14 protein-coding genes are annotated in these 25,397 nt (G+C 46.8%); 11 read left to right on the top strand and 3 right to left on the bottom strand.

Annotated elements, in window-relative coordinates; translation table 11 throughout:
* Nucleotides 1-131: 131 nt before the first annotated feature.
* Complete coding sequence (locus MKY85_RS27635; RefSeq protein ID WP_342571259.1) at nt 132-5,693, bottom strand: S-layer homology domain-containing protein; 5,562 nt, start codon at nt 5,691-5,693, stop codon at nt 132-134.
* 382 nt (nt 5,694-6,075) lie between these two features.
* Between MKY85_RS27635 and MKY85_RS27630 the strand changes: the two genes are divergently transcribed.
* From MKY85_RS27630 to MKY85_RS27580, 11 genes are all read left to right on the top strand, one after another.
* The gene (locus MKY85_RS27630) at nt 6,076-6,927 is read left to right on the top strand and encodes a formate/nitrite transporter family protein (RefSeq protein ID WP_339238333.1); all 852 of its coding nucleotides are present in this window, start codon (nt 6,076-6,078) and stop codon (nt 6,925-6,927) included.
* Between the two features lie 440 nt (nt 6,928-7,367).
* Nucleotides 7,368-9,431: a molybdopterin oxidoreductase family protein gene (locus MKY85_RS27625; RefSeq protein WP_342571258.1), complete on the top strand. Its 2,064-nt coding sequence runs from the start codon at nt 7,368-7,370 to the stop codon at nt 9,429-9,431.
* A 183-nt stretch (nt 9,432-9,614) separates the two neighbouring features.
* Nucleotides 9,615-10,838, top strand: a complete 1,224-nt coding sequence (locus MKY85_RS27620) for an MFS transporter (protein WP_339261535.1) — start codon at nt 9,615-9,617, stop codon at nt 10,836-10,838.
* Between the two features lie 202 nt (nt 10,839-11,040).
* Nucleotides 11,041-11,955, top strand: a complete 915-nt coding sequence (locus MKY85_RS27615; RefSeq protein ID WP_339257745.1) for a class I SAM-dependent methyltransferase — start codon at nt 11,041-11,043, stop codon at nt 11,953-11,955.
* 272 nt (nt 11,956-12,227) lie between these two features.
* Nucleotides 12,228-13,775: a response regulator gene (locus MKY85_RS27610; protein ID WP_339238327.1), complete on the top strand. Its 1,548-nt coding sequence runs from the start codon at nt 12,228-12,230 to the stop codon at nt 13,773-13,775.
* Nucleotides 13,776-14,012: 237 nt separating this feature from the next.
* Entirely contained in the window at nt 14,013-14,978 is a 966-nt protein-coding gene (locus MKY85_RS27605; protein ID WP_339238325.1) for an ABC transporter permease subunit, read from the top strand.
* A 15-nt stretch (nt 14,979-14,993) separates the two neighbouring features.
* Nucleotides 14,994-15,863 carry a carbohydrate ABC transporter permease gene (locus MKY85_RS27600; protein ID WP_105600198.1) on the top strand — a complete coding sequence of 290 codons (870 nt, stop codon included), beginning with the start codon at nt 14,994-14,996 and terminating at the stop codon, nt 15,861-15,863.
* Between the two features lie 27 nt (nt 15,864-15,890).
* Nucleotides 15,891-17,540, top strand: a complete 1,650-nt coding sequence (locus tag MKY85_RS27595; protein WP_339257744.1) for an ABC transporter substrate-binding protein — start codon at nt 15,891-15,893, stop codon at nt 17,538-17,540.
* Between the two features lie 92 nt (nt 17,541-17,632).
* The gene (locus tag MKY85_RS27590) at nt 17,633-19,390 is read left to right on the top strand and encodes a sensor histidine kinase (protein ID WP_339257743.1); all 1,758 of its coding nucleotides are present in this window, start codon (nt 17,633-17,635) and stop codon (nt 19,388-19,390) included.
* Nucleotides 19,387-20,676, top strand: a complete 1,290-nt coding sequence (locus tag MKY85_RS27585; protein WP_339257742.1) for an extracellular solute-binding protein — start codon at nt 19,387-19,389, stop codon at nt 20,674-20,676. The genes MKY85_RS27590 and MKY85_RS27585 overlap by 4 nt, the downstream gene beginning before the upstream one ends.
* 200 nt (nt 20,677-20,876) lie before the next feature.
* Nucleotides 20,877-22,457 (top strand): hypothetical protein, encoded by a 1,581-nt coding sequence (locus tag MKY85_RS27580; RefSeq protein WP_342571257.1) that lies wholly within the window; start codon nt 20,877-20,879, stop codon nt 22,455-22,457.
* 90 nt (nt 22,458-22,547) lie between these two features.
* Here the strand turns inward: MKY85_RS27580 and MKY85_RS27575 are convergent, their stop codons facing one another.
* Nucleotides 22,548-24,260, bottom strand: coding sequence for an ABC transporter ATP-binding protein (locus tag MKY85_RS27575; protein ID WP_342571256.1), 1,713 nt, complete (start codon nt 24,258-24,260; stop codon nt 22,548-22,550).
* Between the two features lie 78 nt (nt 24,261-24,338).
* A complete protein-coding gene (locus tag MKY85_RS27570; protein WP_342571255.1) occupies nt 24,339-25,367 on the bottom strand; it encodes an ABC transporter substrate-binding protein in 1,029 nt (342 codons plus the stop codon).
* Nucleotides 25,368-25,397: the final 30 nt, after the last annotated feature.

Here is a 25,397-nt window from a genome sequence, read left to right as displayed (position 1 = left end):
AAATCGTTACCTTTTGTATTGCGGCTACAGTTTCTTGATTTATATTAATGTCTATATTACGTAAGCTGATAAAATAAATAAACCGACCCACTCTTATAAAGTAGGCCGGTCTTCGAGCTAACTCATAATCTTTAGATTAGGTCGGATTTGTTTAACAGGCGCTGAATCAGAGTTGCTACTTCTGCACGCGTAACATTAGCTTTTGCTGCAAGCTGACCATCATTACGTCCGCTGATGAGGCCTGCCTTGGCTGTCAATGCAATGTTACCCTTCGCCCAGCTGCTGGCATCAGCGCTATCCTTAAACGCGGAGAGAACTTCGTTAGCATTCAGATCAGCGTATTGGTCTGCAAGACCTGTCAACTTCATCGCTCTCGCGATTAACGTCATGGCTTGTTCCCGCGTAATCGTGTCATTCGGGCGGAACGTGCCATCCTCGAAACCGTTAATTAATTCGTAGGAAGCTGCAGTCTGAACCGCACTGGAATACCAATCCTTCGTAGTGACATCCCGGAATGGTTGTGGACCTTCACCCAGCTTGAGACCCAATCCACGTACGACGATGGCTGCAAACTCAGCCCGTGTAATCGCTATGTCTGGATTGAATGTAGTATTGTTGACACCTTGGATGACCATACGAGAACCCATATCGTTTACCGCATCTTTCGCCCAGTGATTCTCCACATCTGCAAACGTCAGAGGGTTCCATACAATTCCGTACGTGCTGTTCGTCAAACTGTTAATCTCAGCATAAAATGTTCCTTGATCCAAAACAACCTTGGTTGGTACATGTCGTACTGTACCGTCAGGCTCCACAACAATCCCGGTTGTAATCTTATTCGGATCAATCTCGGCGGACAATGCAATTCTGCGTTCAACGTATGCATTGAACTTCGTGATTTCAGTCATTCGGCCGTTGTATTCTCCAGATACGGTGAAGTCAACAGGTGGAGCAATGAGTGTAAAATCACCTTGAGCTGCTGCATTTAATGCAATCTGATTCATGGTATCCGAAGAATTGGCTATCGTAATACGAACCACGATATCTTCCAGTTTCAGACCACTGCCGAGGTTTTTGGCAATTGCATCAATGTTAATCTCTGATGCAGGCAGCGTGTAACTTGCCTGATCCGTCTGGAGAACCAGGGTTGCCGACAGACGTTCCATACTTTTCACTGATTGACCGTTTAACTCGCCAACAATGACATTAGAGTATGATTTGACCGGAATAGTGACGATCGCCCGAGGGCCCTCTGCATCCAGCTTTGCTTGCAACCTCGCCGGATCCACGACAAGTACCGTGGTTTTAACACCATTCGCTTCCGTTGTTTTTATCTTACCTGCATTTTCAGTTTTGCCGTTGACGATAATGATGACATCTTCGTTGCTTGCATTGTTAGTACTATTGTTGCCGTTATTCGTGTTCGGATTCGTGGTGTTGCTTCCCCCAGAAGGTGGGGAGACGACGGGAACATCAGGATTACTGGTCCCTGGAGCAGGCTCATTCGTTACTGCAGATGAAGTCCATCCGAATCTTACAATCTTGCCTTCGATATCTACCTCAGCTATAGCGATTTTATCTCCGTTTGCTGCGTTGATTAAACCATTGTTCGGCCAGTTTTCGTAGCCTGTAGCTACATCACCAATAGATGGAACGTTGATATTTCCGCTACCAAAATTTTTGTAAACAAAGCGGTGTCCATTAACCTGAATTGCAGGAGTTACTGTAATGAGTGTTTTGCCGTTATTTGTTAACCCGCTAGGATCAACAGCGACCACGATCAGGTCGGTCGCAAGATTCGCAGTGAACTCAAGTGATGTTTCCGTTCCGGCTGGAACAGATCGGTTTGCAGCTACTCGCACCTTAACTGTATGTTCACCGCTGAGGTCAGGGGCATTACTTCCGTTAAACAAGATATAGGCTCCATTATCAACTTGATATTCCATGGAAGTGTCCAACCCGATAATGGTGTTGTTCTGGTCATCCGCAGTGACATTCGGTGCAGCAGGGATTGATGCACTGGAACCTACAGTTACTGGTGTTTCTGATGATGCAAACGTAGAAGAGGTTGCTTTGGTACGAACATAATACGTACTTGGCTCCAATCCTGTAACAGTTGTGTTAGCGATAGCTGTCCATGCGCCGTTGATGTCTTTTTTGTATTCCATTTGATCGGTTACACTCGTAAGGGTTCCATCATGAGCACCGCTCAATGTTTGATCGGTCTTGCCGATATCTGTTGGAGCCGCAGGACGCGATGGAATCACCAATGTTTGAGCTGAGCTATCTGTAGTTGTTGTGCCGTTACCTGTTTGTACGATAGACAACGTGGTACCGATCCAGCTGTTGTTTATCGCGATCTGACCTGAACCATCTGCAACGGCACTTGCGCCGTTGATGGAATATGGAGCGTTAGGCACGAGTCCTGTCAGTTGCTCATCTGCATAGATGATAACAGCGGCTGGTGTTGCTTCTGGTGTAGCAGACGCCGAGCCAATGGTCACTGGTGTTTCCAGTGATGCAAACGCAGCAGAGGTTGCTTTGGTACGCACATAATATCGATCTGGTGAGAGATTAGTAATTGTAGTGTTATCAATAGCTGTCCATGCGCCGTTGACGTCTTTTTTGTACTCCATTTGATCTGTGATATTCGTGATTGTTCCATCACTCGCTCCATCAAAGGTTTCATCGGTCTTGTCGATTCCGGTTGGAGTCGCAGGACGCGATGGAATGATCAATGTTTGAGCGGAACTGTCTGTTGTGGTGGTGTCATTACCTCTTTTCACAATGGACAACGTGATTCCGATCCAATTGTTGTCTATGATGATATATCCTGAACCATCTGTAATAACGTCCGCTCCGTTGATAGAGTATGCTGCATTAGGCACAAGTCCAGTCAATTGCTCGTCCACATAGTTGATTACAGCGGCTGGTGTTGCTTCTGGTGTAGTAGCTGCCGAGTCAATGGTTACTGGCGTTTCCAGTGATGTAAATGCAGAGGAGGTTGCTTTTGTACGAACATAGTACATACTCGGCTCCAGTCCTGTAACAGTTGTGTTGGCGATAGCTGTCCATGAGCCGTTGATATCTTTTTTGTATTCCATCTGATCTGTGACATTCGTAATTGTACCATCCTGAGCGCCGATTGATGTTTCATCGGTCTTGCCAATGCCAATTGGAGTTGCAGGACGAGATGGGATGACCAATGTTTGAGCTGAACTATCTGTAGTTGAGATGCCATTGCCCGTTTTTACAATGGACAGCGTAGTTCCCATCCAACTATTGTCGATAGCGATATGCCCTGAGCCGTCCGCGGAAGCACCAACTCCATTGATTGAGTATGCAGCATTAGGAATAAATCCTGTCAATTGCTCATCTATATAGCTAATTACAGCGACTGGAGTTGTTTCAGCTGTAGCTGTACGGTTTATGGTTACTGCATAATATTTCACGGTTGTGTTATCGGCTGCCGTCACCTTAATGTATGCAGTGGTACCTCCACCTGCGGTGAGCGGGATTGTTGAGTTGCCTGTAACTGCACCTGTGGTATAGTCACTGTTGCTGAATAACTCAATCTTGGCTTGATTGTCTGCCAGTACAAGATCGGCTAGTCCCAGTGTTGAGGTCGTGTCAGATACGTTAACTGTCCAGCTAACCGCTGTCCCAGATGTTGTTCCATCTCCGCCCCTTGGAGCACTGTCAGTCTGTCCAAGTACATTGGTTAGACCCGCGTTGTTGCTGCTCGGTGCAGCATCTCCGAGTACAATCCGTGCGTTGTCATTACCTACAATATAGAACTTTCCATCATGATAAATAACGGAGTTGAGTCCCTGACCACTTATACCGAATGTATTCTCATCATAAGGTGTCCAATTCACCAGATCAGAGGAAGAATACATAATGTATTCATCTGTACTTCCATATAGGATCCCCGCTGTTACATAGACGCCATCACCGTAAGCGATTGCTTTTAAATCGACTGCGTTGACATTATCGATGCTATGTCTGATCCACGTTGAACTATTATTCAAAACTCCGCTTGACTCCAAGACAAATGGGTTGCCAAGTTCATCGGAGCCAGTGACTACATATTTCCCATTAGCGTAGGTAACATCACTAAACAGGTAATATTTTGGAGCATCATAATTGCTAAGTGAGACTATAGGCTCCCAATGTAATCCGCTTGCGTCCGCCTGCCAGACTCCGCTTTCCCCGAAAGCAATATAATCTCCATTTACAAACTTCACATTAATACCATAGGTGCTCCCCAGGTTATCACCTTTCGTCCACAAGGTGCCGTCAATAGAAGACAGGCTATCGCCCTTATCCGTTACTGCAACAAAACCTCCACTTGCACCATAGGTCAGCGCTACCACTCTACCCGTTACACTTGCGGGAAGATCACTGAGTATCCAATGTTCACCATCAGTGGATACCCCGATTCTTTTACCCATGGCAACAAAAGTGTTATTCCCGTAAGTAACTTTGGAAAACCCTTCCTTAGGAAGTGTCTGGCTGGTTGTACTTAAATGCTCCCAGTCGCTCGTGGAATGCAGTATAATTCCATCCGTTGTATCATTTCCATAAAGTGAATCACCGACAACCACCCATTTGCTACCGTTATAAGCGATGCTCTGAAGATTTCCCGTGATTTTTTTCCATTCGGACTTGTCTGCAGTAACAACGAGGCTATTCGGAGCGGAGGTCACCAGGACCATACCCGTTCCATTCGAAGCTGCAGATTGGATGATCATATTGGTTACTGTGGGCTCCGAAGTCCAATTTACGCCGTTATCCGTGGATGAGTCCAGTTTACCTGCCTGACCGAAACGATAAAGTGTTGCTCCGACTTTGACAGTACCCATTGTATTGTCATAAGAGGGATCAGTTACAAACGATATTCCATCAGTGCTGGAGTAACCAATCGTTGAATTTTTAATAAGATATAGCTTTCCATTATAGATCGAGAATCGTTCCAACGAGGAAGTACCATTCAAAAAACCATTCGTCCAACTACTTCCGTTACTTGAATATGCATAACCGGAAAATACATTACCACCGACAACAAATTTCCCTGATATATAGGCCATATCCATTAAATAAAAGTTTGAGCTAGAAGTACCGTTTGAAGGCCAAATTTTTGGCATGGTACTCCATAACGTCCATGTTGCTCCATCCGAAGATGAATAAATAATGCCGACATCTTGCGCTCGGTCGCTGGCATGCCATTTTCCACCAACAGCATAAAAATTGCCGTTAATATAAACGACTTTTTGCAAAATGTCACCATTAATTCCCGATGATTTGTCAATCCAAGTCTCACCATCAGACGAAACGATCAATCTTGCTTTATTAGGAGTAGATTCCACCCCTACTGCAACATATACATTGTTTGCATACACAATGCTTCTCCATGATGTTTTTTCGTTAGAAACTCCTGTATTCACTACAGCCCAATTTAATCCATCTATGGATTGAACAATACGTCCCTTTTCACCCACTGCAGTGTATTTCCCGTTAGCATAAACGACGTTTCCCAGATTACGATCAACGTTGTTATTAACCGCGGATAGTATGTTCACATTTCCGTTAGTGGAGGCATGAGCTTGAGGAAGAAGGACATTAGGGAGAACCAGAGTGAATATCAAAGCATACATCAAAACTGTTCTCCAGCGTAAAGATTGTTTGAACATGTTTAACCCTCCTAGTATCAGTTGATTTTCTATGAAATGATCTACAGAAAATCATTTGATGATGTGTATAATATGGAACTGATTCCGACCCCAGCCCTTCCCCAAAAAATTTAATTAAATATGTGTGTTTATTATACAAATTGATTCTGAACAATTTCTGAACAATTTCTGAACAATTTCCTTCATATAAATGTAAGTTTCTATACCCACCGCATTGAAACGAAACAACGCCTTTTAAAGCATATTTTTAAATTACATTGTGATAATTTACACAAAGTTTCGTGCTAGACCCATATACAATTGAGATATGGCATTCAACGTATCAACAAAGAAGTTTAGGTGTTTTATTCCACGAAGAACAATGAAGGAGAGGATGAATGATATGGCAGCAAAAACACCTCTTGAGGTTGCACAATATACGGCGCAAACAGGCATGAAGAAGGCTCAAAATCCGGTGTCTTCTGTACTGGTGCTTAGTTTTCTGGCAGGTGCTTTTATTGCGCTGGGTTTTCTACTGGATATTCGGGTGATTGCATCTGCGCCGGCAGAGTGGGGAAGCTTGGTTAATCTGATCGGTGCGGCGGTGTTCCCGGTTGGATTGATGCTAGTACTCATAGGTGGTGGAGAGCTGCTGACAGGTAACATGATGGCTGTTCCGCTCGCGACGATTGCTCGAAAGTTATCCGTAGGTAGCATGTTGAAAAATCTAACATTAGTGACGATTGGTAACTTTGTTGGAGCTTTGTTTGTCGCGTACGCGTTTGGACATGTGCTTGGTCTGACTGGAGAGGGTGTATATCTGGCTAAAGTGGTGGATATGGCTGGTCACAAGTTGCATGACGGATTCCTGCAGGCTTTTATCTCCGGCATTGGCTGTAACTGGCTGGTCGCGTTGGCTGTGTGGCTATCTTATGCATCGGATACGATGAGTGGCAAGGTACTGGGCATTTGGTTTCCAACGATGGCGTTTGTGGCCATTGGATTCCAGCACGTTGTGGCTAATATGTTCCTTATCCCGGCGGCAATCTTCGAAGGGCATTATTCGTGGGGCCAATATGTAATGAATTTCATTCCGGTATGGCTTGGGAATCTGACTGGAGGTGCTCTGTTTGTAGCTGCAGCCTATTGGGTGGTGTACCTGCGCCAAGCTGAGCCTAAAGTGAAACCAGAGGTAGCGACGTCAATTGAGCCTGTGGAGACGGAGGCTAGAGTGATGTTGAGCAAGCAGGCGTAGCGGAATAACATTACAATGCACGACCCGAAACTTGTGCTTCATATCACTTAGAAGTGAAGAGGATTCTGATCTTGCTCCGTTTCATGGCGAAGATGCTGTGAAGGAGCAGGTCGGAGTCTTTTTTGTGGTGTCTTTGTTCGATTTTAACGCAAAATAAATTCGCCATGAAAAGGTTCGGGGGAACGAAACCTGTTCATGGCGAATTTCGGGAGTGGTCCATGATATGGCATGAGGAGGAAGTGGGGAAACACTAGCCTAATGCCTTGTTTTTAATTTACCCCTGAATTCTGAAGTTGAATCAATTGGCATAACATTTTTTTAAAAATATTTTGAAGCCGCTATAGCGGTGAATATGAAGCAAAAAAATACTGCTCTCTTTACGTGATAACCTCGAAGAAGATATGATATAGGGATAGCTTTTGAAGAGGGGGAGCCATACGATGATCGATCAGGAGAATGGGGTATTTGCAGCGGTATGCCCGCTCGATTGTCCAGACACTTGTGGTCTGTTACTACATAAAGAGAACGGCAAAATTGTGAAGGTGGCAGGCAATCCGGACCATCCGATAACCAAGGGTGCCATTTGTAATAAAGTTAGAAATATGACGGAGCGGGTATATCACCCCGAGCGTCTGCAATATCCGATGAGACGTGTCGGAGCCAAGGGTGAAGGCAAGTTCGAACGAATCAGTTGGGATGAAGCAATCAGGGAGATTACGACCAAGTTCACTGCATTGTCCGAGACCTACGGATCGGAGAGCATCCTGCCCTACAGCTTCTACGGTAACATGGGCATTCTCGGCGTAGACGGCATGGATCGACGGTTCTTCAATGCACTAGGTGCAAGTGTGCTGGAGCAGACGATCTGTAATGCCGCCGGAAATACGGGCTGGAAATATACGATGGGCGCCAACCATGGAACGGTGCCAGAAGATACGGAGCATGCAGATCTTATTCTGGTATGGGGCGGCAATATCGTCAGTACGAATATGCACCAGGTCGTTTTGGCGGAGAAAGCACGCAAGAAGGGCGCCCAGATCGTCGTAATCGACGTTCATCGCAATCGTACCGCTCAATGGGGAGACTGGTTTATTCCGCTGTACCCGGGCACAGACAGCGCACTGGCGCTCGGATTGATGCATGTGCTGTTTGAACGGGGACTGACGGATGAAGCATTTATGCAAGAGTATACGGTAGGACACGAGGCACTACGTGATCATGTCCGCAGTTACACCCCTGAACGCGTTGCGCGCATTACTGGTGTGCCGGAGGAGACCATTGTGAAGCTGGCCGAAATGTATGGTAACGCACAGGCAGCCCATATTCACATCGGCAATGGCCTCCAGCACCATGATAATGGGGGCATGAATGTGCGTAGCGTAGCTTGTCTGCCTGCCATTACAGGGCAATGGCTGAAGCAAGGCGGCGGTGCCGTGCGTACCAACAGCTACGCGAGCACGAATAGCGATGCGCTGGAACGTCCGGAACTGCGGCAGAATCCGGAGCCGCGAGTGGTGAACATGAACCGGATTGGTGAAGCGATGCTGGAAGCGGAGCAGCCGATCCGGGCCATGATGGTCTACTGCAGCAACCCACTGGTGGTGGCACCGGATACCGAACGAGTGGAGCGAGGTTTTGCAAGGGAAGATCTGTTCACGGTTGTGCATGATCTGTTCATGACGGATACGGCAAAATATGCAGATATCTTGTTGCCGGCCACCTCTTCATTTGAAGCGACGGACCTGTATGCCTCCTATTGGCATCAGTATGTTCATCTGCAAGAGCCGGTGATTGCACCGATTGGAGAGAGCAAGAGCAATGTGGAACTGTTTTCTCTGCTTGGGCAGGCCATGGGGTACGATACTGCAATCTTCGGAGAAACACCGGAGCAGATGATTAAGGATGCACTCCAGGATACAGGCAATCCTTACATGAATGGAGTTACGTTAGAAGGACTGAAGGAACACCGATTCATGAAGCTGGATATGACACCACATGCTGCATTTCTGGATCAGCTGCCTACGCCTTCAGGCAAAATCGAGTTGTATTCGGAGACAATGGAACAGCGAGGGCTTCCGCCGCTCCCTACCTATAGCGCTCTGATTGAAGGATATGATGGGGAGAATCCGGCTGGACCTGCCGATACGTATCCGCTGATGTTCCTCTCGCCGCCGAACCATAATTTTCTGAACTCCACCTTTGGCAATTCAGCCAAACACCAGCGTTTGGAAAAGATGCCTCTTTTGCAAATGCACCCTGAGGACGCTAACCGCAGAAACGTGGAGGATGGAGATGCAGTGATCGTATGGAATGATCGTGGGCGTATCGAACTTACCGCCAAAGTAAGTGAAGCCATGTTGCCGGGAACCGTCATCAGCCAAGGCTTATGGTGGGATGGTGAAGGCAAGAAGCAACGGGCGAATTCGCTGACGTCCAATCGGTTGTCGGACATGGGTAACGGGGCTACCTTCTTCTCGGCCACTGTCGAAGTGAAGCGTCAATGAGTGTGCTTGCAGCGCGATTTTTTTGAGGTAAGATGAACAAAGAACAGAATGTAGCTGGATATAAAGAGCAATACAGGTAACACTTCCAAAGGCCTTCGCTCTGGCTGGTTATGCCGTCAGGGCAAAGGTTTTTTTGGTATGGGAACACGTTTGTAGCGTATTAAGGAGAATGAACTAGAGATGATGAGATGGCTGGATAACTATCCAAAAGAAGTGAAAGTTTTTTTGCTGGCAAGTCTGGTTAACGCAACCGGTAGTGCCTTAATGTGGCCGCTGACCACCATGTATGTGTTTGATGAGCTAGGACGAACGATGGCTAACGCGGGTTTTGTAATCCTTATTCAATCCCTAGGTGGCATCTTCGGACAATTGCTTGGAGGGTCACTGTACCATCGGGTGGGCGTTAAGAAGCTGATTATTGGCTCACTGGCGCTGAATGCGTTAGGTTTGTTTGCGTTGCCCTGGATTAGCGCGTACTGGGTTATATTTATATGTGCCATGGGCTGGATCGGTCTGTTCAGTTCATTGTCGCTGCCAGCGATTCAGGCTTTTATCGGCTTCCGGTTTGCGGAGCGACGCGGTGAATTATTCAATATTATCTATGTAGCGAACAATATCGGGGTGGCGATTGGTACGGCACTGAGTGGTTTTCTCGCTGACTTTTCCTATCACCTCAGCTTTGTACTGAACGGAGTGACTTCAGCCGGATTTGCGCTGTTCTTCTGGTATTATCTGTCGCGGGTTGAACCGGATCAGGGGGAAGTACATCTGACGAAACGCAAAACCGTCCCCGATGGGCCGGGCGTCTGGGCATTGCTGGGCAATACCCGATTATATCTGTTTATGAGCTTGGGCGTGCTGTTCCTGTTATTCGGCAATTCCATCTGGAACACAGGTGTGTCACCGTACATCATCTCTGAGGGGATGGAAAAAAGAATGTACGGTCTGCTCTGGACCCTGAACGGGGTGCTGATCTTTGTAGGCCAACCTTTCACCAGTTGGGTGAAACGGACCATGGCCCGTACCTCAACGGCCCAGATGACCGCAAGTGCGGTGTTCTATGGCATGGCCTACATTGTCATGATTACCATGTACAGCTATCCGGGCATGGTGCTCGCCATGGTACTTGCCACATTTGGAGAGATGCTGATTTCCCCTGCAACCCCTGCATTTATCTCGGAGCACGCGGGCAGGGCGGCCCCTTTTTACATCGGGATATCGGGTGGAATCGGTGCGGTTGGACGGGTTATCGGCCCATATGCGATGGGGGTCATGTATGACAAGCAAGGACTTATACCTGTCGCGTGGCTGGCAACGGGCACAGCGGCAATTGCGGTAATGGGTTTTGTGCTGCATGCGGTGTTGAACCGTAATCGTGAAGTGAAGGAGTATGGGATGGATACGTAACAGATCCAATCGGGTTGAACAGGATGTGGAAGAACGGGTTGAAGTGGACGGTAAATCCACTTTAATCTGTCTCCTCATCCGTAAACTATGGTTGACAAAAAAATGTTTTTATGCTATAATTTACATATAAAATTATTCCGTATATAATAAGATTCTCCTGGCCAGGGAGAATCTTATTTTTGTTTGTACGGGAGGAATAAGTATGAAGCAAAATGAATCCAGTATCACATCATTGATTTCGACCTTTGGCCGAGCCTATCATTGCCAACATGATACACCTCTTATTTTCAATGATTTTATCGCTAGTGCCCTTATCACTCCTCAAGAGTTTTCAGATATCAGCAATAACATGGTTAAAGGCATTCATTTTTTCAACCCGGATATGGCCCACCAGCTCAAGGACGACCCGGAAAAGGTTCTAAAATGGATAACCCAGATACAATTATCTCCAATAACTCTGGCTCGAGCCGCTTACTGTGAGCATGTACTTTTGCATGAAGTGACGTTGGGATTGAAGCAGGTAGTCATTCTTGGCGCCGGAATGGATACGTTTGCTTGGAGGCATCCGGAATTGGAGGACACGCTGGATATCATTGAAGTGGACTATCCGGCTACACAGCAATTCAAGAAGGAGCGGCTGAAGCAGGCGAGGCTGACTGTTCCGGATAATCTTCACTTTGTACCCATGGATTTTACGCGAGAGCTTTCAAATGACAGCTTGACTCTTGAAGGTTTGGAGAAACGTAAGACGTTGGCCAGTCTCTTGGGGGTTTCGTATTATTTGCCCAAAAATGATCTATTTAACGTGATTCGTCATGTGTTTGCGAACCTGCCATCTGGAAGCTCTATAGTTCTGGATTATGCAGATGAACACCTTTTTGAGGAAAAAGGGAGATTTAATCGGGTTGAAAATATGGTTAAATTGGCTGCAATGGGCGGTGAGCCCATGCAATCCGGCTACGCATATGTGGAGATGGAGGCCATGCTTGAAGAAGCAGGGCTGCTTATTTATGAGCATCTCACTCCGGAGGCGATTCAGGAACAGTTTTTCCAAGATCGAATTGATCATCTAAGTGCATTTGAAACGATACATTTCATTCACGCAGTAAAAAAATAAATCGATCCGGCAAGTATGGTCACCAATATAGCCCGTATTTGCATAGTAGATGCTAACCTTCACCCTATAGCGGGGTGAGGGTTGTTTTGTCTTTAGAGAGACCAGCTTCAATTGCCGGCTAGTGAATGATTTTCACGATGAGATGAGAAAGGACTGTTCAGAAATCAGACTTGTTATCGTTCAATTCCATGTCATTCCATGTGCTCCCCTCTATTTGTGCATAATGCTCATATAATAGAATGGATCTGGTTAAAGGCAGGAGGCTGCATACGATGTACAAGGTTTTGTTGGTCGATGATGAATTTATGATCTCGGACGGGATCGCTAGTGTTGTGAACTGGTCGCGATTAGGAACAGAGCTGATCGGCATTGCTCAAGATGGATTGGAAGCGCTTGCTATAATCGATCGACAGCGCCCGGATATCATCATCTCGGACATTCGCATGCCGGGAATGGATGGGTTACAGCTGGTTGAAGCTGTGGCAGAGAAGTATCAGCATATTTCATTTATCATGCTCACGGGGTTTACGGAGTTTGAATATGCGAAGACCGCCATGCAGTATGGGGTGAAGCATTATTTGCTCAAGCCCTGTAGTGAAGAACACCTCGTCGAGGCTATCAGTGAATTGGTCAGTGAGAAGCGGGAGTTAACTGATCAGGAGCGTTTTGTACAATCGATCCAATATAATCTGGAGCGTGTACTGCCGCATGCCAAGGAATATTTTCTGAAAGAACTGGTGACCAACAGAACCTATGGGGTCAAGGAATGGAAGTATTTCGAGGAATTATTCGATGTACAGTTTCAGGATCAGCGTGTGCGGTTGCTGCTGGTAGAGATTGAGGGGGATCATGAGTACTTGCACTTGTTCGCGGTCAAGAACATTGCCGAGGATATTTTTCACAATCCGATCTTAAGTACCACGGTTGGAGGTCATGTGTTATTGATGATGGAGGACAAGTTGTCTGAAACACAGTTGTTCCGTAATATCGATGAGATTCGCACCACATTTACCCGATATTATCATGATGATCTTACGATTGCCCTGAGCGAACCAGGAGATCTTCCACAGGCGCGGCAATTGTACATGCAGACGCTGGTTTACCTCAATTACCGTTTCTACCTTGGTGAGGGCAGTCTTATTATGGAGCGGGATGTCTACTCCCCCGGGGAGCGTACTCTTCCCGAATTCGAATATGATCCAGAGCGGATGGCTACTGCGATGAAGGCTGGACACTGGCAGGAAGTCGGAACAGAGCTGAACCGGATGTTTCAGATGCTTGCCAGCTTGCGATACGATATTTCTCAAACGAAGTCCTATCTTATTCAAATATTTATGGAAATGATTCGACTCAGCGGCTCTGCCGAGATGAAAAGGTATATGGATCAGCTGCCGGGCATGATTGAATCCAGCACCCTGCACTCTTTTCAACAGTTTCTGCTTGCCGTTGCCAAGGAAATCACGCTGCGCCGCTACGAACAGCACCGCTCCAGACAATCACAGATGGTGGGCAGTGTGAAGCAGATCGTGGAGAAGCGTTACAGGGACGAAACTCTGACGCTCCAATCCATCGCCGGGGAAATATACATGAATCCAGACTACATTGGCAAAATGTTCAAAAAAGAAACCGGTGAGAAATTTACGAACTATGTGTTAGGCTACCGCATTCGCAAAGCGTTGGAGCTTCTGGAGCAGGACGGGACCTGCACGGTATCCTCGCTTGCCGAACAGACGGGCTTTGGTGCCAACTGGCCTTATTTTAGCAAAATGTTCAAGAAATACACGGGCTTCTCCCCCTCCGAGTATAAAAAAGTACCCTAGACAGCGGTGCTGTCGCTTCTACATAGTGTCCTGTATATCCTAATCCACATGCGACTCACATCTGATTTATGATCACGCCCTGTGTGCCAGTCAACGGCAGCAGGGTCTTTTTTTGTCGGACGGAACTCGGTTTTGAACATGCATTTAACGGAAATGAGCATGGGAAGAAAAGCCGCTCGATTCTATCATTAGAAGTGTCAAGTGAATGTATGAACATCGAGAGTGGAGGTTGAGTGGATGGAGCTGAATCGAAGCCGGGGGATTGAACCTGGGCGTTTGAAGCCAGCTGGCAAATGGAGTTCGGTGAAAAAGGAGCTTGTACGCAACAGATACGTATATCTGATGCTCGTTCCAGTTGTAGCCTATTATCTGATTTTCAGTTATGGGCCGATGTACGGACTGCTGATGGCATTTCAGGAATCCTACAGCCCGATCAAAGGAATTTTGGCAGGCGAATGGGTCGGTTTTGACAATTTCACCATGTTTTTCGAAAGTTATTATTTCTGGCGACTGATTAAGAACACACTGATTCTGAGTTTTTACAGCATTGTGTTTGGTTTTCCGGCTCCAATCATCCTGGCCCTGTTACTGAATGAAGTACGGAAAAAGTGGTTCAGAAGCACGGTACAGACGATCAGTTACATGCCACATTTCATCTCGGTTGTGGTCGTGGTTGGAATGTTGAAAACGTTCTCATCGTTGGATGGCGGATTGTTTAATGTCATTCGTGACTTTTTCGATCTGCAGCCAATCATGTTCCTGGCGGAGAAGGATATGTTCCGTCCGATGTACATTCTGTCCAACATATGGCAGGGGGCAGGATGGGCCTCAATTATCTTTTTGGCAGCACTTAGTGGCATTGATCCACAGTTGTATGAGGCTTCCAAAATTGACGGTGCAGGCCGCTGGAGACAGCTGTTACATATTACACTGCCGGGCATCATGCCAACGATTGTGATCATGTTAATTCTGCGCATGGGGGCGGTCATGAATGCTGATTTTCAGAAAATATTGCTGATGCAAACGGCACCGACCTATGAGACATCCGATGTCATCTCCACCTTTGTTTATCGATCCGGAATTTTGGAGGGGAACTATACGTATTCAACCGCCATCGGGCTATTCAACGGTGTCATTAATTTCGCGCTGCTCATCATCGCAAATGCGATCAGCAGAAAGCTTAACTCAACCAGTCTCTGGTAATTGGAAGGTGAAGCGATGAAACAGTCTATAGGGGAACGAGTTTTTGATGTATTCAATACACTGCTGCTCTTGGTCATCATGATTTTATGCTTTTACCCGATGCTGTACGTGTTCAATTCTTCCATCAGTGATCCGGATCAGATGCTGCGTTCCCGGTCATTGATGCTCATTCCTGAAGGTTTCCAGCTGGGAGCGTACAAGTCGGTATTTCAGGATACTCGCATCTATACGGGATATATGAACACCTTGTTCTATGTTGTGGTGGGTACAGCCATCAATCTGCTCATGACTTCGCTGGCAGCCTACGGGTTATCACGCAGTGATCTGATGGGCAGAAAAACGTTGATGAAATTAATTACGTTCACGATGTTTTTTGGCGGGGGTATGATTCCAACTTTTCTGCTGATTCAGAATCTGGGCATGGTGGATACCCGTTTTGCGCTTATTATTCCGGGTGCCATCAGCACATTCTATTTCCTTATTATGAAAACAAACTTTGAGGGCATTCCGATCAGTCTGATCGAATCGGCGAAGCTTGATGGTGCCAATGACTTTCTGATTTTGTTCCGAATCGTACTGCCTTTGTCAAAACCAATCCTGGCGGTCATGATGCTGTATTATGCAGTTGACCATTGGAATGATTACGTCGGGCCAATGCTCTATCTACGCAGTCAGGAGTTATATCCGATTCAGATTATTATGCGTGATATTCTGATCAGCAGCAGTACGGAGGCCATGGGTGCTGGCGCCGATACCGGCTTCGCCATTGGGGAGAACATCAAATATGCGACCATTATTATCTCCACACTGCCGATTATGCTGGTATATCCGTTCATCCAACGTTATTTTGTTCAGGGCGCTTTAATCGGTGCTGTGAAACAATAAAAAATGTATCCTATGGAGGCGAATTACGTGAAAAAAAGAATGGGGTCCATCCTGTTGTCATCATTACTTACCATGTCTTTGCTGGCGGGCTGTACGGGGGATAATGAACCAGGTAACGCAGAGCCAGCAGAAGGAACAGAACCTGCGGTTCAGGCGTTGACCGAGATACCGCTGCCGATTACAAGTGAGCCATTTACCATTGACTACTGGCGCGCCAATGACGCCAAACTAACGGCTTCCTTGAACAACTTTGGCGATATGGCCGCTTACAAGGAAAAAGAGAAGTTGACGGGCATCCAAGTGAAGTTCACACATCCTCCGCTTGGACAACAGCGTGACCAATTCAATCTGTTGATCTCCACAAAAGAGCTGCCGGACGTTATATATTATAATTGGGCCGATGCGGTTGGCGGACCGGAAAAAATGATCAAGGACGGCCGGATCATCCGATTGAATGAATTGATCGACAGTTATGCACCGAACTTGAAGCGGATCATTGAATCCGATCCGGATGTGAAGAAGCAGATTGCACTCGACGATGGAACGATCTATATGTTCCCACTGCTGAAGCTGGATGCGTTGAAACTGAATGCCACTTCCGGTTTGATTATGCGCCAGGACTGGCTCGATAAACTGAATCTCAAGGTACCTACCAACATCGATGAGTGGTATACGGTACTCAAGGCATTCAAGGAACAGGACCCTAACGGCAATGGCAAGCCAGATGAACTGCCATTCACCGGAAACTGGGGACCGGGCAACCTGACCAAGCTCCATGATTTTGCGGCGGCTTTTGGTGTCATTGGTGGCTTCCAGTTGAATGGAGACAAGGTGGAGTTCGGACCAATTCAGCCGGGCTACCGTGATTTCCTGGAGACCATGGCCAAGTGGTACAAGGAAGGGCTGATTGATCCCGAGATCATGACCAATGACGGCAAAGCGTTCGACTATAAGGTCACCAGCAATCTGGCAGGCGCATATCAGGGCGGTGTATTCAGTGGTATGGGGAAATACTTTAATCTGATGAGAGATACCGATCCGAACTTTAACCTAACCGGTGTACCGTGGCCCGTATCTGCGGATGGAACTTCGTATGCTACCTTTAATCTGGAGAATAAGGTCCTAAGTTATGGTGAGGCTATTACGGCTTCTGCAGACGAAGATAAATTGAAATATATTGTGCAGTGGATGGACTACAACTATAGCGAAGAGGGTAGTGATCTATTCAACTTTGGTATCGAGAATGACAGTTATGTTCGGGACGGAGACGGTGTGAAATTCACAGATACCATCATTGATAATGCAAACGGTCTGACGTATGATCAGGCATTGGCTTCCTATGCTTTGTCCATTATGGACGGTCCAATCAATCAGGATAGCCGTTACCTGGATGCCTTATTATTTGACGACGGACAGCGTGCAGCGAATGCGGAATGGATGAAAGCAAGCTCGGCCTTAACACTCCCACCAATTCGCTTGTCCACAGAAGAGGTAACCACAAGTACGTCCATCATGAGCCAGGTGAATACGTATTTGAATGAGACGATGACAGCCATCATTAGCGGACAGAAACCAATCACTGAATTTGACAAGATGACCGACACCATCAAGAGCATGGACATTGAGCGGGCGATTGAGGTTCATCAGGCGGCTTATGACCGATATCAGTCCAAATAAACCGTGAGACATCGAGCGCTAAAACTTTGGGAAAACCTTCCTGTATGTGATATACCTAGTAGTATCACGTGGTTCAAAGGAGCGCTTTGGTCATGACAGCCTACCGCAAACTCAGCATCAAAATGAAAATGTTTCTGATGATCATGGTCATGATGGCGTTTATCATCATCCTGGCGTTTGGTTCCTTGTACTATACGTATTCGGTGTATGACAAACAGCTGTTTGATAAGTCGTCTCGTCTTCTGAACCTTTCCTCGTCTACAGTGGATGTTGAACTTCAAAAGTTGGAAGCGTTATCACTGAACATGATCTCTGATACACAGATTCAAAGGGCCTTGAAGTCTTTGCTGGATGATGATAGCGCATATTCAAGCTTTATTGAACGGAAGAAGATCACAGATCGGCTATGGGAGCATATTAGTGGGGCTGCACGATATGTGCAGTCCGTTCATCTGATTGATTCCAGAGGAAGAGTGAATAAATATGGCGAAACACTAACCGTATCCCCTGAAAAATATGATCGGATGATTGAGGCGGCGGAGCAGGCTAATGGTGCAGTACGCTGGCTGTACCCGGATGACGATGACCCGATGCTGGTTATGGTGCGTCAGGTGCGAGCCTACGAACCGATGACCCTGGAACCGGTAGGCATACTGTTTCTGCGTATTAATATTGAGCGACTCGTTGAAGAGTATGCGGGCATGGACAGCCGGGACAGTGACATTATTTTAAAAGCAGGCACTGAGGTGGTCTATCCTTATCGCCAGCTTCCAGATGCGGTTTCCGCAGGACTGAATCCTCTTCCAGGCAGTGGAGGATATGAGGTCAAAAATCTGGATGGGAGGGAGATATTCCTTTCCCAGAAAAAATCCGCCTATACCGGCTGGGTTTATTATAATATGGCCTCTTATGATGAGATTTTTGAACGTATCATATGGTTGAAAAATAGTCTGATTGTCGTATATCTTATCGCCATTCTGGTTGTCCTCGCGCTTGGTATGGTGTTCGCACGCAGTCTGACAAGGCCGATCAGGCAGCTCATCAGTCAGATGAAGGAGGTTCAGTATGGGGATCTGGAGAATATGGATGCCAATCTGTCCATTCCAACACACCAGCACATGGATGAATTGGGGTTATTACAGCGTACGTATCGAATGATGATTACACATATCAATACATTGATCAAAGAAAATTATGCAAGCCAGCTGGTCATTAAAGAAACGGAGTTTAAGGCGCTTCAGGCGCAGATCAATCCACACTTTCTGTATAATGCGCTGGATTCAATCCATTGGCTCGCCAAAAAGAACAGGCAGGAGCAAATCTCCAGTATGGTGCTGTCACTCGGGTATTTACTACGCTCCTCCATCAGCTTCAGGCAAAATATCATCACCCTTGCCGAAGAGCTGGAGATCGTCAGCCATTATATCACCATTCAGACCTACCGTTTCCGGCAGCGGCTGGATTTTCGCTTGGATGTGCCCGCTCCTTATCTGGAATGTGCCATTCCCAAGTTAACCCTACAGCCATTACTGGAGAATGCCATTCAATACGGATTGGAACCACAGGTTGGATCATGTCTGATTCGAGTGTGTGCCGAGATTTCAGGTGGCAAGCTGGCCCTGATCGTGGAGGATCACGGTCCCGGTATGGAACCCGAATATGTGGAACAAGTGCTGCGTGGTGAAGTGAAGACCAGAGGAACAGGTATTGGTTTGCTGAATATCAGGGAGCGGGTACGTCTGGCTTTTGGCGAAGAATATGATGTTCTGCTGGAGAGCAGGCCAGGGCTTGGAACGAGAGTAACGGTGCTGCTGCCACCCCCATCACCAGGTAAGGAGGATAGGCCATGAGAAGATTATTGCGATCCATAGGCATGATCTGTCTTCTGCTGAATCTTCCTGGCTGCGTGAGCCAACTGGATCAAAGGCCAGGCATGATCGTTGACGAAGAGCCGATAACGCTGCGAATCGCTTGGTGGGGTGGGGAGTTTCGCAACAATGCAACAATCGCCGTTATCGATCTGTATGAGAAGTTGAACCCACATGTAAACATTGAATACGAATATAGCAGCTTCAACGAGTACTGGAGAAAACTTGCCCCACATGCAGCAGGCAATGCGTTGCCCGACATTATCCAGATGGACATCTCCTATCTGTCCCAGTACAGCTCGTTGCAACTGTTGGAGGATATAACGCCGTACATGCAGAACGGACTGATTGACACGACAGATATTGAGAAGGAACAGCTGGAGAGTGGTAGCCTGAATGGCAAAACCTATGGTCTCAGTTTGGGGGTTAACGCCATGCTCAGTATCTATGATCCGGAAGTGTTGAAGGCCAATGATATTGAATTGCCGACGGATACGTGGACATGGGCGGATTTTGACCGTATGGGCGAGCAATTGCTGGGGAAAGGCATTTATCTGGGAACTTATTTCACGCCGGAACAGTTTTTTGCGTATTACTTGAGACAGTATGGTTCCAAGCTATACGCCGAGGATGGCAAGAGGTTGGGTTATGAGGATGATGGATTGTTTATTGATTACTTTGGCAGGATGCAGCAGCTCGCGGAGAAGAAACTTATTTTTGCACCGGATATCTGGACATCCGACATTGGCCAACCCGACAACGACCCGTTTTATCTGGGAGAGGCTTTGTTTAGCTGGGGGTATTCCAACCAATTTATCAGCACCACTCAGCGTTATGGCAAACCCTTAACGATATCCCCGATGCCTGGGCCAAACAGCCAGGATGGGTTGTTTTTGAAGCCAGGCATGTTTTTCTCCATCGCGGGCAATTCCAGACATAAGGAGGAGGCGGCCAAGTTCATCAGCTTCTTCGTAAATGATTTGGATGCCAATCTGTTGCTGAAAGGAGAGCGGGGTGTGCCTGTCTCATCCCGTGTTAAAGAGCGGATGAAGCTGGTGGTTGAACCAGAGCTGGCGCAGGTGTTTGATTATATTGATTGGGTTGCCGATCACAGCAGTCAGATGGACCCGCCTGATCCTGTAGGTGCACCCGAGGTCACTGCGGTGCTGCGGGAGTTGTATGATCTGCTGTTGTTTGGCAAAATTACACCTGAGCAGGCGGCGAAAATTTTCCGTGAGCGGGCAAACGCAATTCTGGGTGGAAAGTGATAAGAATGGACTAGATTATATATGTATTTAATAGGCTTGGAGCTGTTGTTGTTCACAAGCTCAACCTTCATTCTACTCGGGTGAGGGTTTTTGTTATGGAATGGTGTATATTTCCTCTAGTATAATAAAAATGGGTAGTGGTCCTATCTGTAGATTAGATAGATTCTATCCATATATTAATGGATGAGGAGTGTCAGGACATGTCCATACATCAGATAGGTCACAAGGTGTCTTTTGCAGATATACAAACGAAGTTGCCTCAGGGAAGTTGGATGTACACTCATAATGAAGCGCACAACGGTGAATTTGAAGCCGAGGAAGTATGGTTACATTCTGGTGATCTTCATATCAGTGAACTGTTGTTGGATGAAGGACCTTTCTTGATCTTGGTTGACGGAAATCTGACAGTGGATCGTTATATTGGAAATACAAGTTCCGACGCGGCCAGTTCCAATCTGGTTGTACTTGGGAATCTCATAACACCCTATATGATCGTGGGTGGGCAGGAAATATATATTACAGGTAATCTCTATGTGGAGGATATGTTCTGGGGGGATTATAATCATGGAGAATTGACAGTGAGAGGGAATGTAGAAGGTGGATTGCTGGTAAGTACCGAGCAATATAAGATTCAGGTTCAAGGACAGCGTAATGTGAAGCGTCAGCTAGAAGAATGGGAGGATCTCGGACCATGGCGGGGCTCTGACATGTTGACGTTATTGGTTCCTGAATGTGTGATTGATGAAGATACAGAGCCGTTTCCTTGGCGAGAAGAAATGTTAAGGAGGCTGCAGCAAGGACAACCTGTAATCAACCGAAAGTACATTCATGCTGAACAATCAGAGCCAGATGTGCCGGATTGGTTCGAAGATCATCGGGTTACCGCTGAGAACATAGAGCGTCTTACTCATCCATCTTTGTTGCCTGTAAGAGAGGAGGATGAGTTACTGAACAGCTATGAATTTTGGTTGGACGAGCAATTTTGCCGAGTATCGGTCTATGGAGATGAGCATACGGAGGGGTATTTCCGCAGTCTGTATTTTCAGGATGACCACAATTGTGCATTGTTGCTTAAGATGGAGCCATCAGATCAAGGTTCCAACTCTCCTGATAAACATATCGTACAGCAGGGTAAACCTGTCTGGATGATCTCAGGGGCATATCGTTATCTGCACAATGAGAATTCGGAATGGAATGTATTCTCGGAGAACTCACCTGCTGATATTCAGCAGTTAAACGAGCAAGGATGGAATACCTTGTTGCAGTCTGTATCGAATGTTCAGTATGCCCGTTCCTTAATTTCGCACCAACTGATCCATGATTTATTAGCACTGCCTGTCGTGGAGCCATATGACGATTATTATGATGATGATCGGCACGGACTGTGGATTGGAGAGTTATATTTTGCATTTCGACAAGCAGGTCAGATGTCTAATGGTGTTCCCCAGCCAGCCTTGCTACGTATTGGAAGAGAGTATGTGGATGCTCAAGGGGAGACGCAGGTGGAGAAATACTATTATACCCTGCACCAACATGCGGACGGCTCGGAAAGTGTGTTGATCGAATACTCGGCTCAGAATAACGAGGATGAGGAAGAAGAACCGTTGTTGCTTGAAATTCATTATATTGGCGGCTCTCAGTTACTGCATGCCGTTCAATTGCTGGAACGTGGACGCAAAGTGCTCATTCAAGCGAATGAGGATCTACTGAATGGGGAGCCACCGTACGCTGCTGAATCATTTGCGAAGCGATTCTGGAAATCAAAAGGATATCTGAAATGAATAAAACAACCTTCACCTCGTTTGCAGAGGGAAGGTTGTTTTACTCTTTATTTGGTTTTTTCGATGGTTGCTATTGTTAGGGCATGCTACTTAACCAAACTGGGCTTGATGCAGTCGGCTGTACGAGCCTTTACGTGCGAGCAGCTCTTCATGACTTCCTTGTTCAGCAACGCTGCCGTTCTCCACTACCACGATGCGATCCGCGTGTCTAATAGTCGCTAGTCGATGGGCAATCACCAAAGTTGTACGTCCCTGAGCCAGCTCGGACAAGGCCAGTTGAATGGCGGCTTCCGTCTCGGTGTCGAGTGCGGAGGTGGCTTCATCCAGAATGAGGATAGGCGGGTTCTTCAGGATCATTCTTGCGATGGATAGACGTTGCTTCTGTCCGCCGGAGAGTTTTACGCCACGTTCACCAATCATGGTGTCTAGTCCGTCTGGCTGGGATTGTACCAGTTCTTCCAGTTGGGCCCGACGAATGGCTTGCCAGATTTCGTCATCGGAAGCATTCAGCTTGCCGTATGCAATATTTTCACGAATCGTTCCGTCAAACAGGAAAATATCCTGCTGCACAATCCCGATATGGGAGCGCAGTGATTCCAGCGTCATGTCCTTCACGGGAATGCCATCAATGGAGATATGTCCAGCATCCACATCGTAGAAACGTGGGATCAGACTGCATAGCGTCGTTTTGCCTCCTCCTGAGGGTCCAACCAGAGCAACCGTCTGGCCTGCCTGAACATTAAGGTTGACCTCAGACAACGTGGGTTTATGTTCTCCATAAGAAAAGGTGACGTTATAGAAGGCAATATCGCCTTTCACATCCGAAATTGGTTTTGCCTGAGGTGTATCTTCTACATCCGGTACAGCTTCAAGCAGCTCCAGATAACGTCTGAAACCGGCGATGCCTTTGGGATACGTCTCAATGACGGAGTTAATCTTCTCGATTGGTCCAAGGAATACATTGGATAACATTACAAAAGCGATGAACTCCCCGTAAGTCATACTTCCTTGGATGACAAACCAGGTTCCACATACCAGTACAAACAGGGATACAAATTTCATCAGAATGAAGCTAAGTGAAGAGTTCCAGGCCATAATGCGGTAGGTGATTAGTTTTGTCAGTCTGAAACGTTCGTTGTTCTCAACGAAACGGCCTACTTCATGCTTTTCATTGGCAAAAGCCTGAACCACACGGATGCCGCTCACATTGTTCTCTACCCGTGCATTATAATCGGCGATATCTGCAAACATGCGTTTGAATGCTTTGGACATTTTGCGACTGAAATACAGTGACAGGTAGATCATCAGCGGCACAATGATAAACGTCATCACAGCGAGCTGCCAGTTGATCCCCAGCATAATACCGAAAGCCCCGGCGAGTGTCATGAAGGCAATGAATAAGTCCTCAGGTCCGTGATGCGCGATCTCACCAATATCCATCAGATCGTTGGTCATACGGGAGACCAGATGCCCGGTCTTATTGTTGTCGAAGAAGCGGAAGGACTGCTTCTGTACACGTGTGAACAGTTCTCTACGCATATCGGATTCGATGTTAATACCGAGCTTATGGCCCCAATAGGTGACGGCATAATGGAAAAAGGAACTGAGCAGGTAGATGCCGAGCAAAAAGGCACATGCCGACAAGATCATGGACCAATTGCCAGCCGGAAGCAGTTGATCGACTACCCGGTTAACGGCAAGTGGAAAGGCCAGCTCGAGCAGCGCGGCGGCGATGGCACAGGAGAAGTCTAATATAAAGAGCCTTTTGTAAGGACGATAATAAGACATGAAACGGCGAAGCATATGTAAGTCCTCCTTGATATGACACAAATGCCCGAGCAGGCTGATCAGCCTGTCCGGACACCTGTATTCATGCTTATGTTATTTACGATTTTGCTCGGCACGTTCTACGATCATATCGGCGAATTCTTCAGCCTGACCTTGAATTGCAATCGGGTCGAAGTACCAATAACGGTCTTCCAGCAATTCGTACACCTGATTGTTTTTCACAGCCGGCAGGGATTGCCAGATGGAGTCACCTTGATAATTTTTATTGTACTCCCCAACGGTCAAGAAGATATGATCCCCTGCATAATCACCAACAACTTCACGCGAAATCTCTTTCCACTGGGTATCACCCATCAGTTCTTTTTTGGTGATCTCGAGTGGGGCAAGTTGCAAAGCACTGTAGACCGCTTGTCCTCCTCGACCAAAATTGTCTCCATATCCATAATAACTCTTGTCGGATACTTCAAGGATGGAGAAGGTTTCCTCCGGTTTGATGACAGTTTTCACCTTGGCACGAGCGGCTTCAATCCGTTCATCGTACGTTTTCAGCCAAGCTTCGGCTGCTTCGGATTTGTTCATCAGCTCTCCGAATCCCCGAATTTCGTCATGTACATTGGTGAATGTACCATAAGGAATTACTATGGTAGGTGCGATCTTTTGATAGCTCTCAATCTCACTGGCTTGGTCAGAGTAGGTAATGATCAGATCCGGGTTCATGGCAATGACCTTCTCCATCGATACCGCTGCCCGATCACCGATGCTTTCAATGCCCTCTACCTGATCTGCATAGAACGGGTTTTCCAAATAATATTGAACAGCACCAACAGGTTTCACACCCAGTGCAAGCAAATCACTTACGTACATATCGGTCACGATTCGTTTCGGTTCAGCCGGAATTTCAACATCCCCACTTAATGACTTGTAGATTCGCGTAGCATTTGAATTATCCGCACCGGACGACGTCTCTGTGTTCGTCTCGGAAGAGGCGGTTGGCGTTTCGGTTCCTGCTGCCGATGTCTGTTCAGTGGCAGTCGAACCTGTTCCGCTGCTACAAGCAGCCAGAATCATAATGATGGCGAGCATAAGCAGCAAGCCGGAAAATCGTTTTTTTGCAGCAAACATAACCTTGTTCCCCCTATGTATAATCAATAA

Source organism: Paenibacillus sp. FSL R5-0749 (assembly GCF_038595085.1).
Taxonomy (GTDB): Bacteria; Bacillota; Bacilli; order Paenibacillales; family Paenibacillaceae; genus Paenibacillus.
This window is presented reverse-complemented; position numbering and strand designations above follow the sequence as displayed.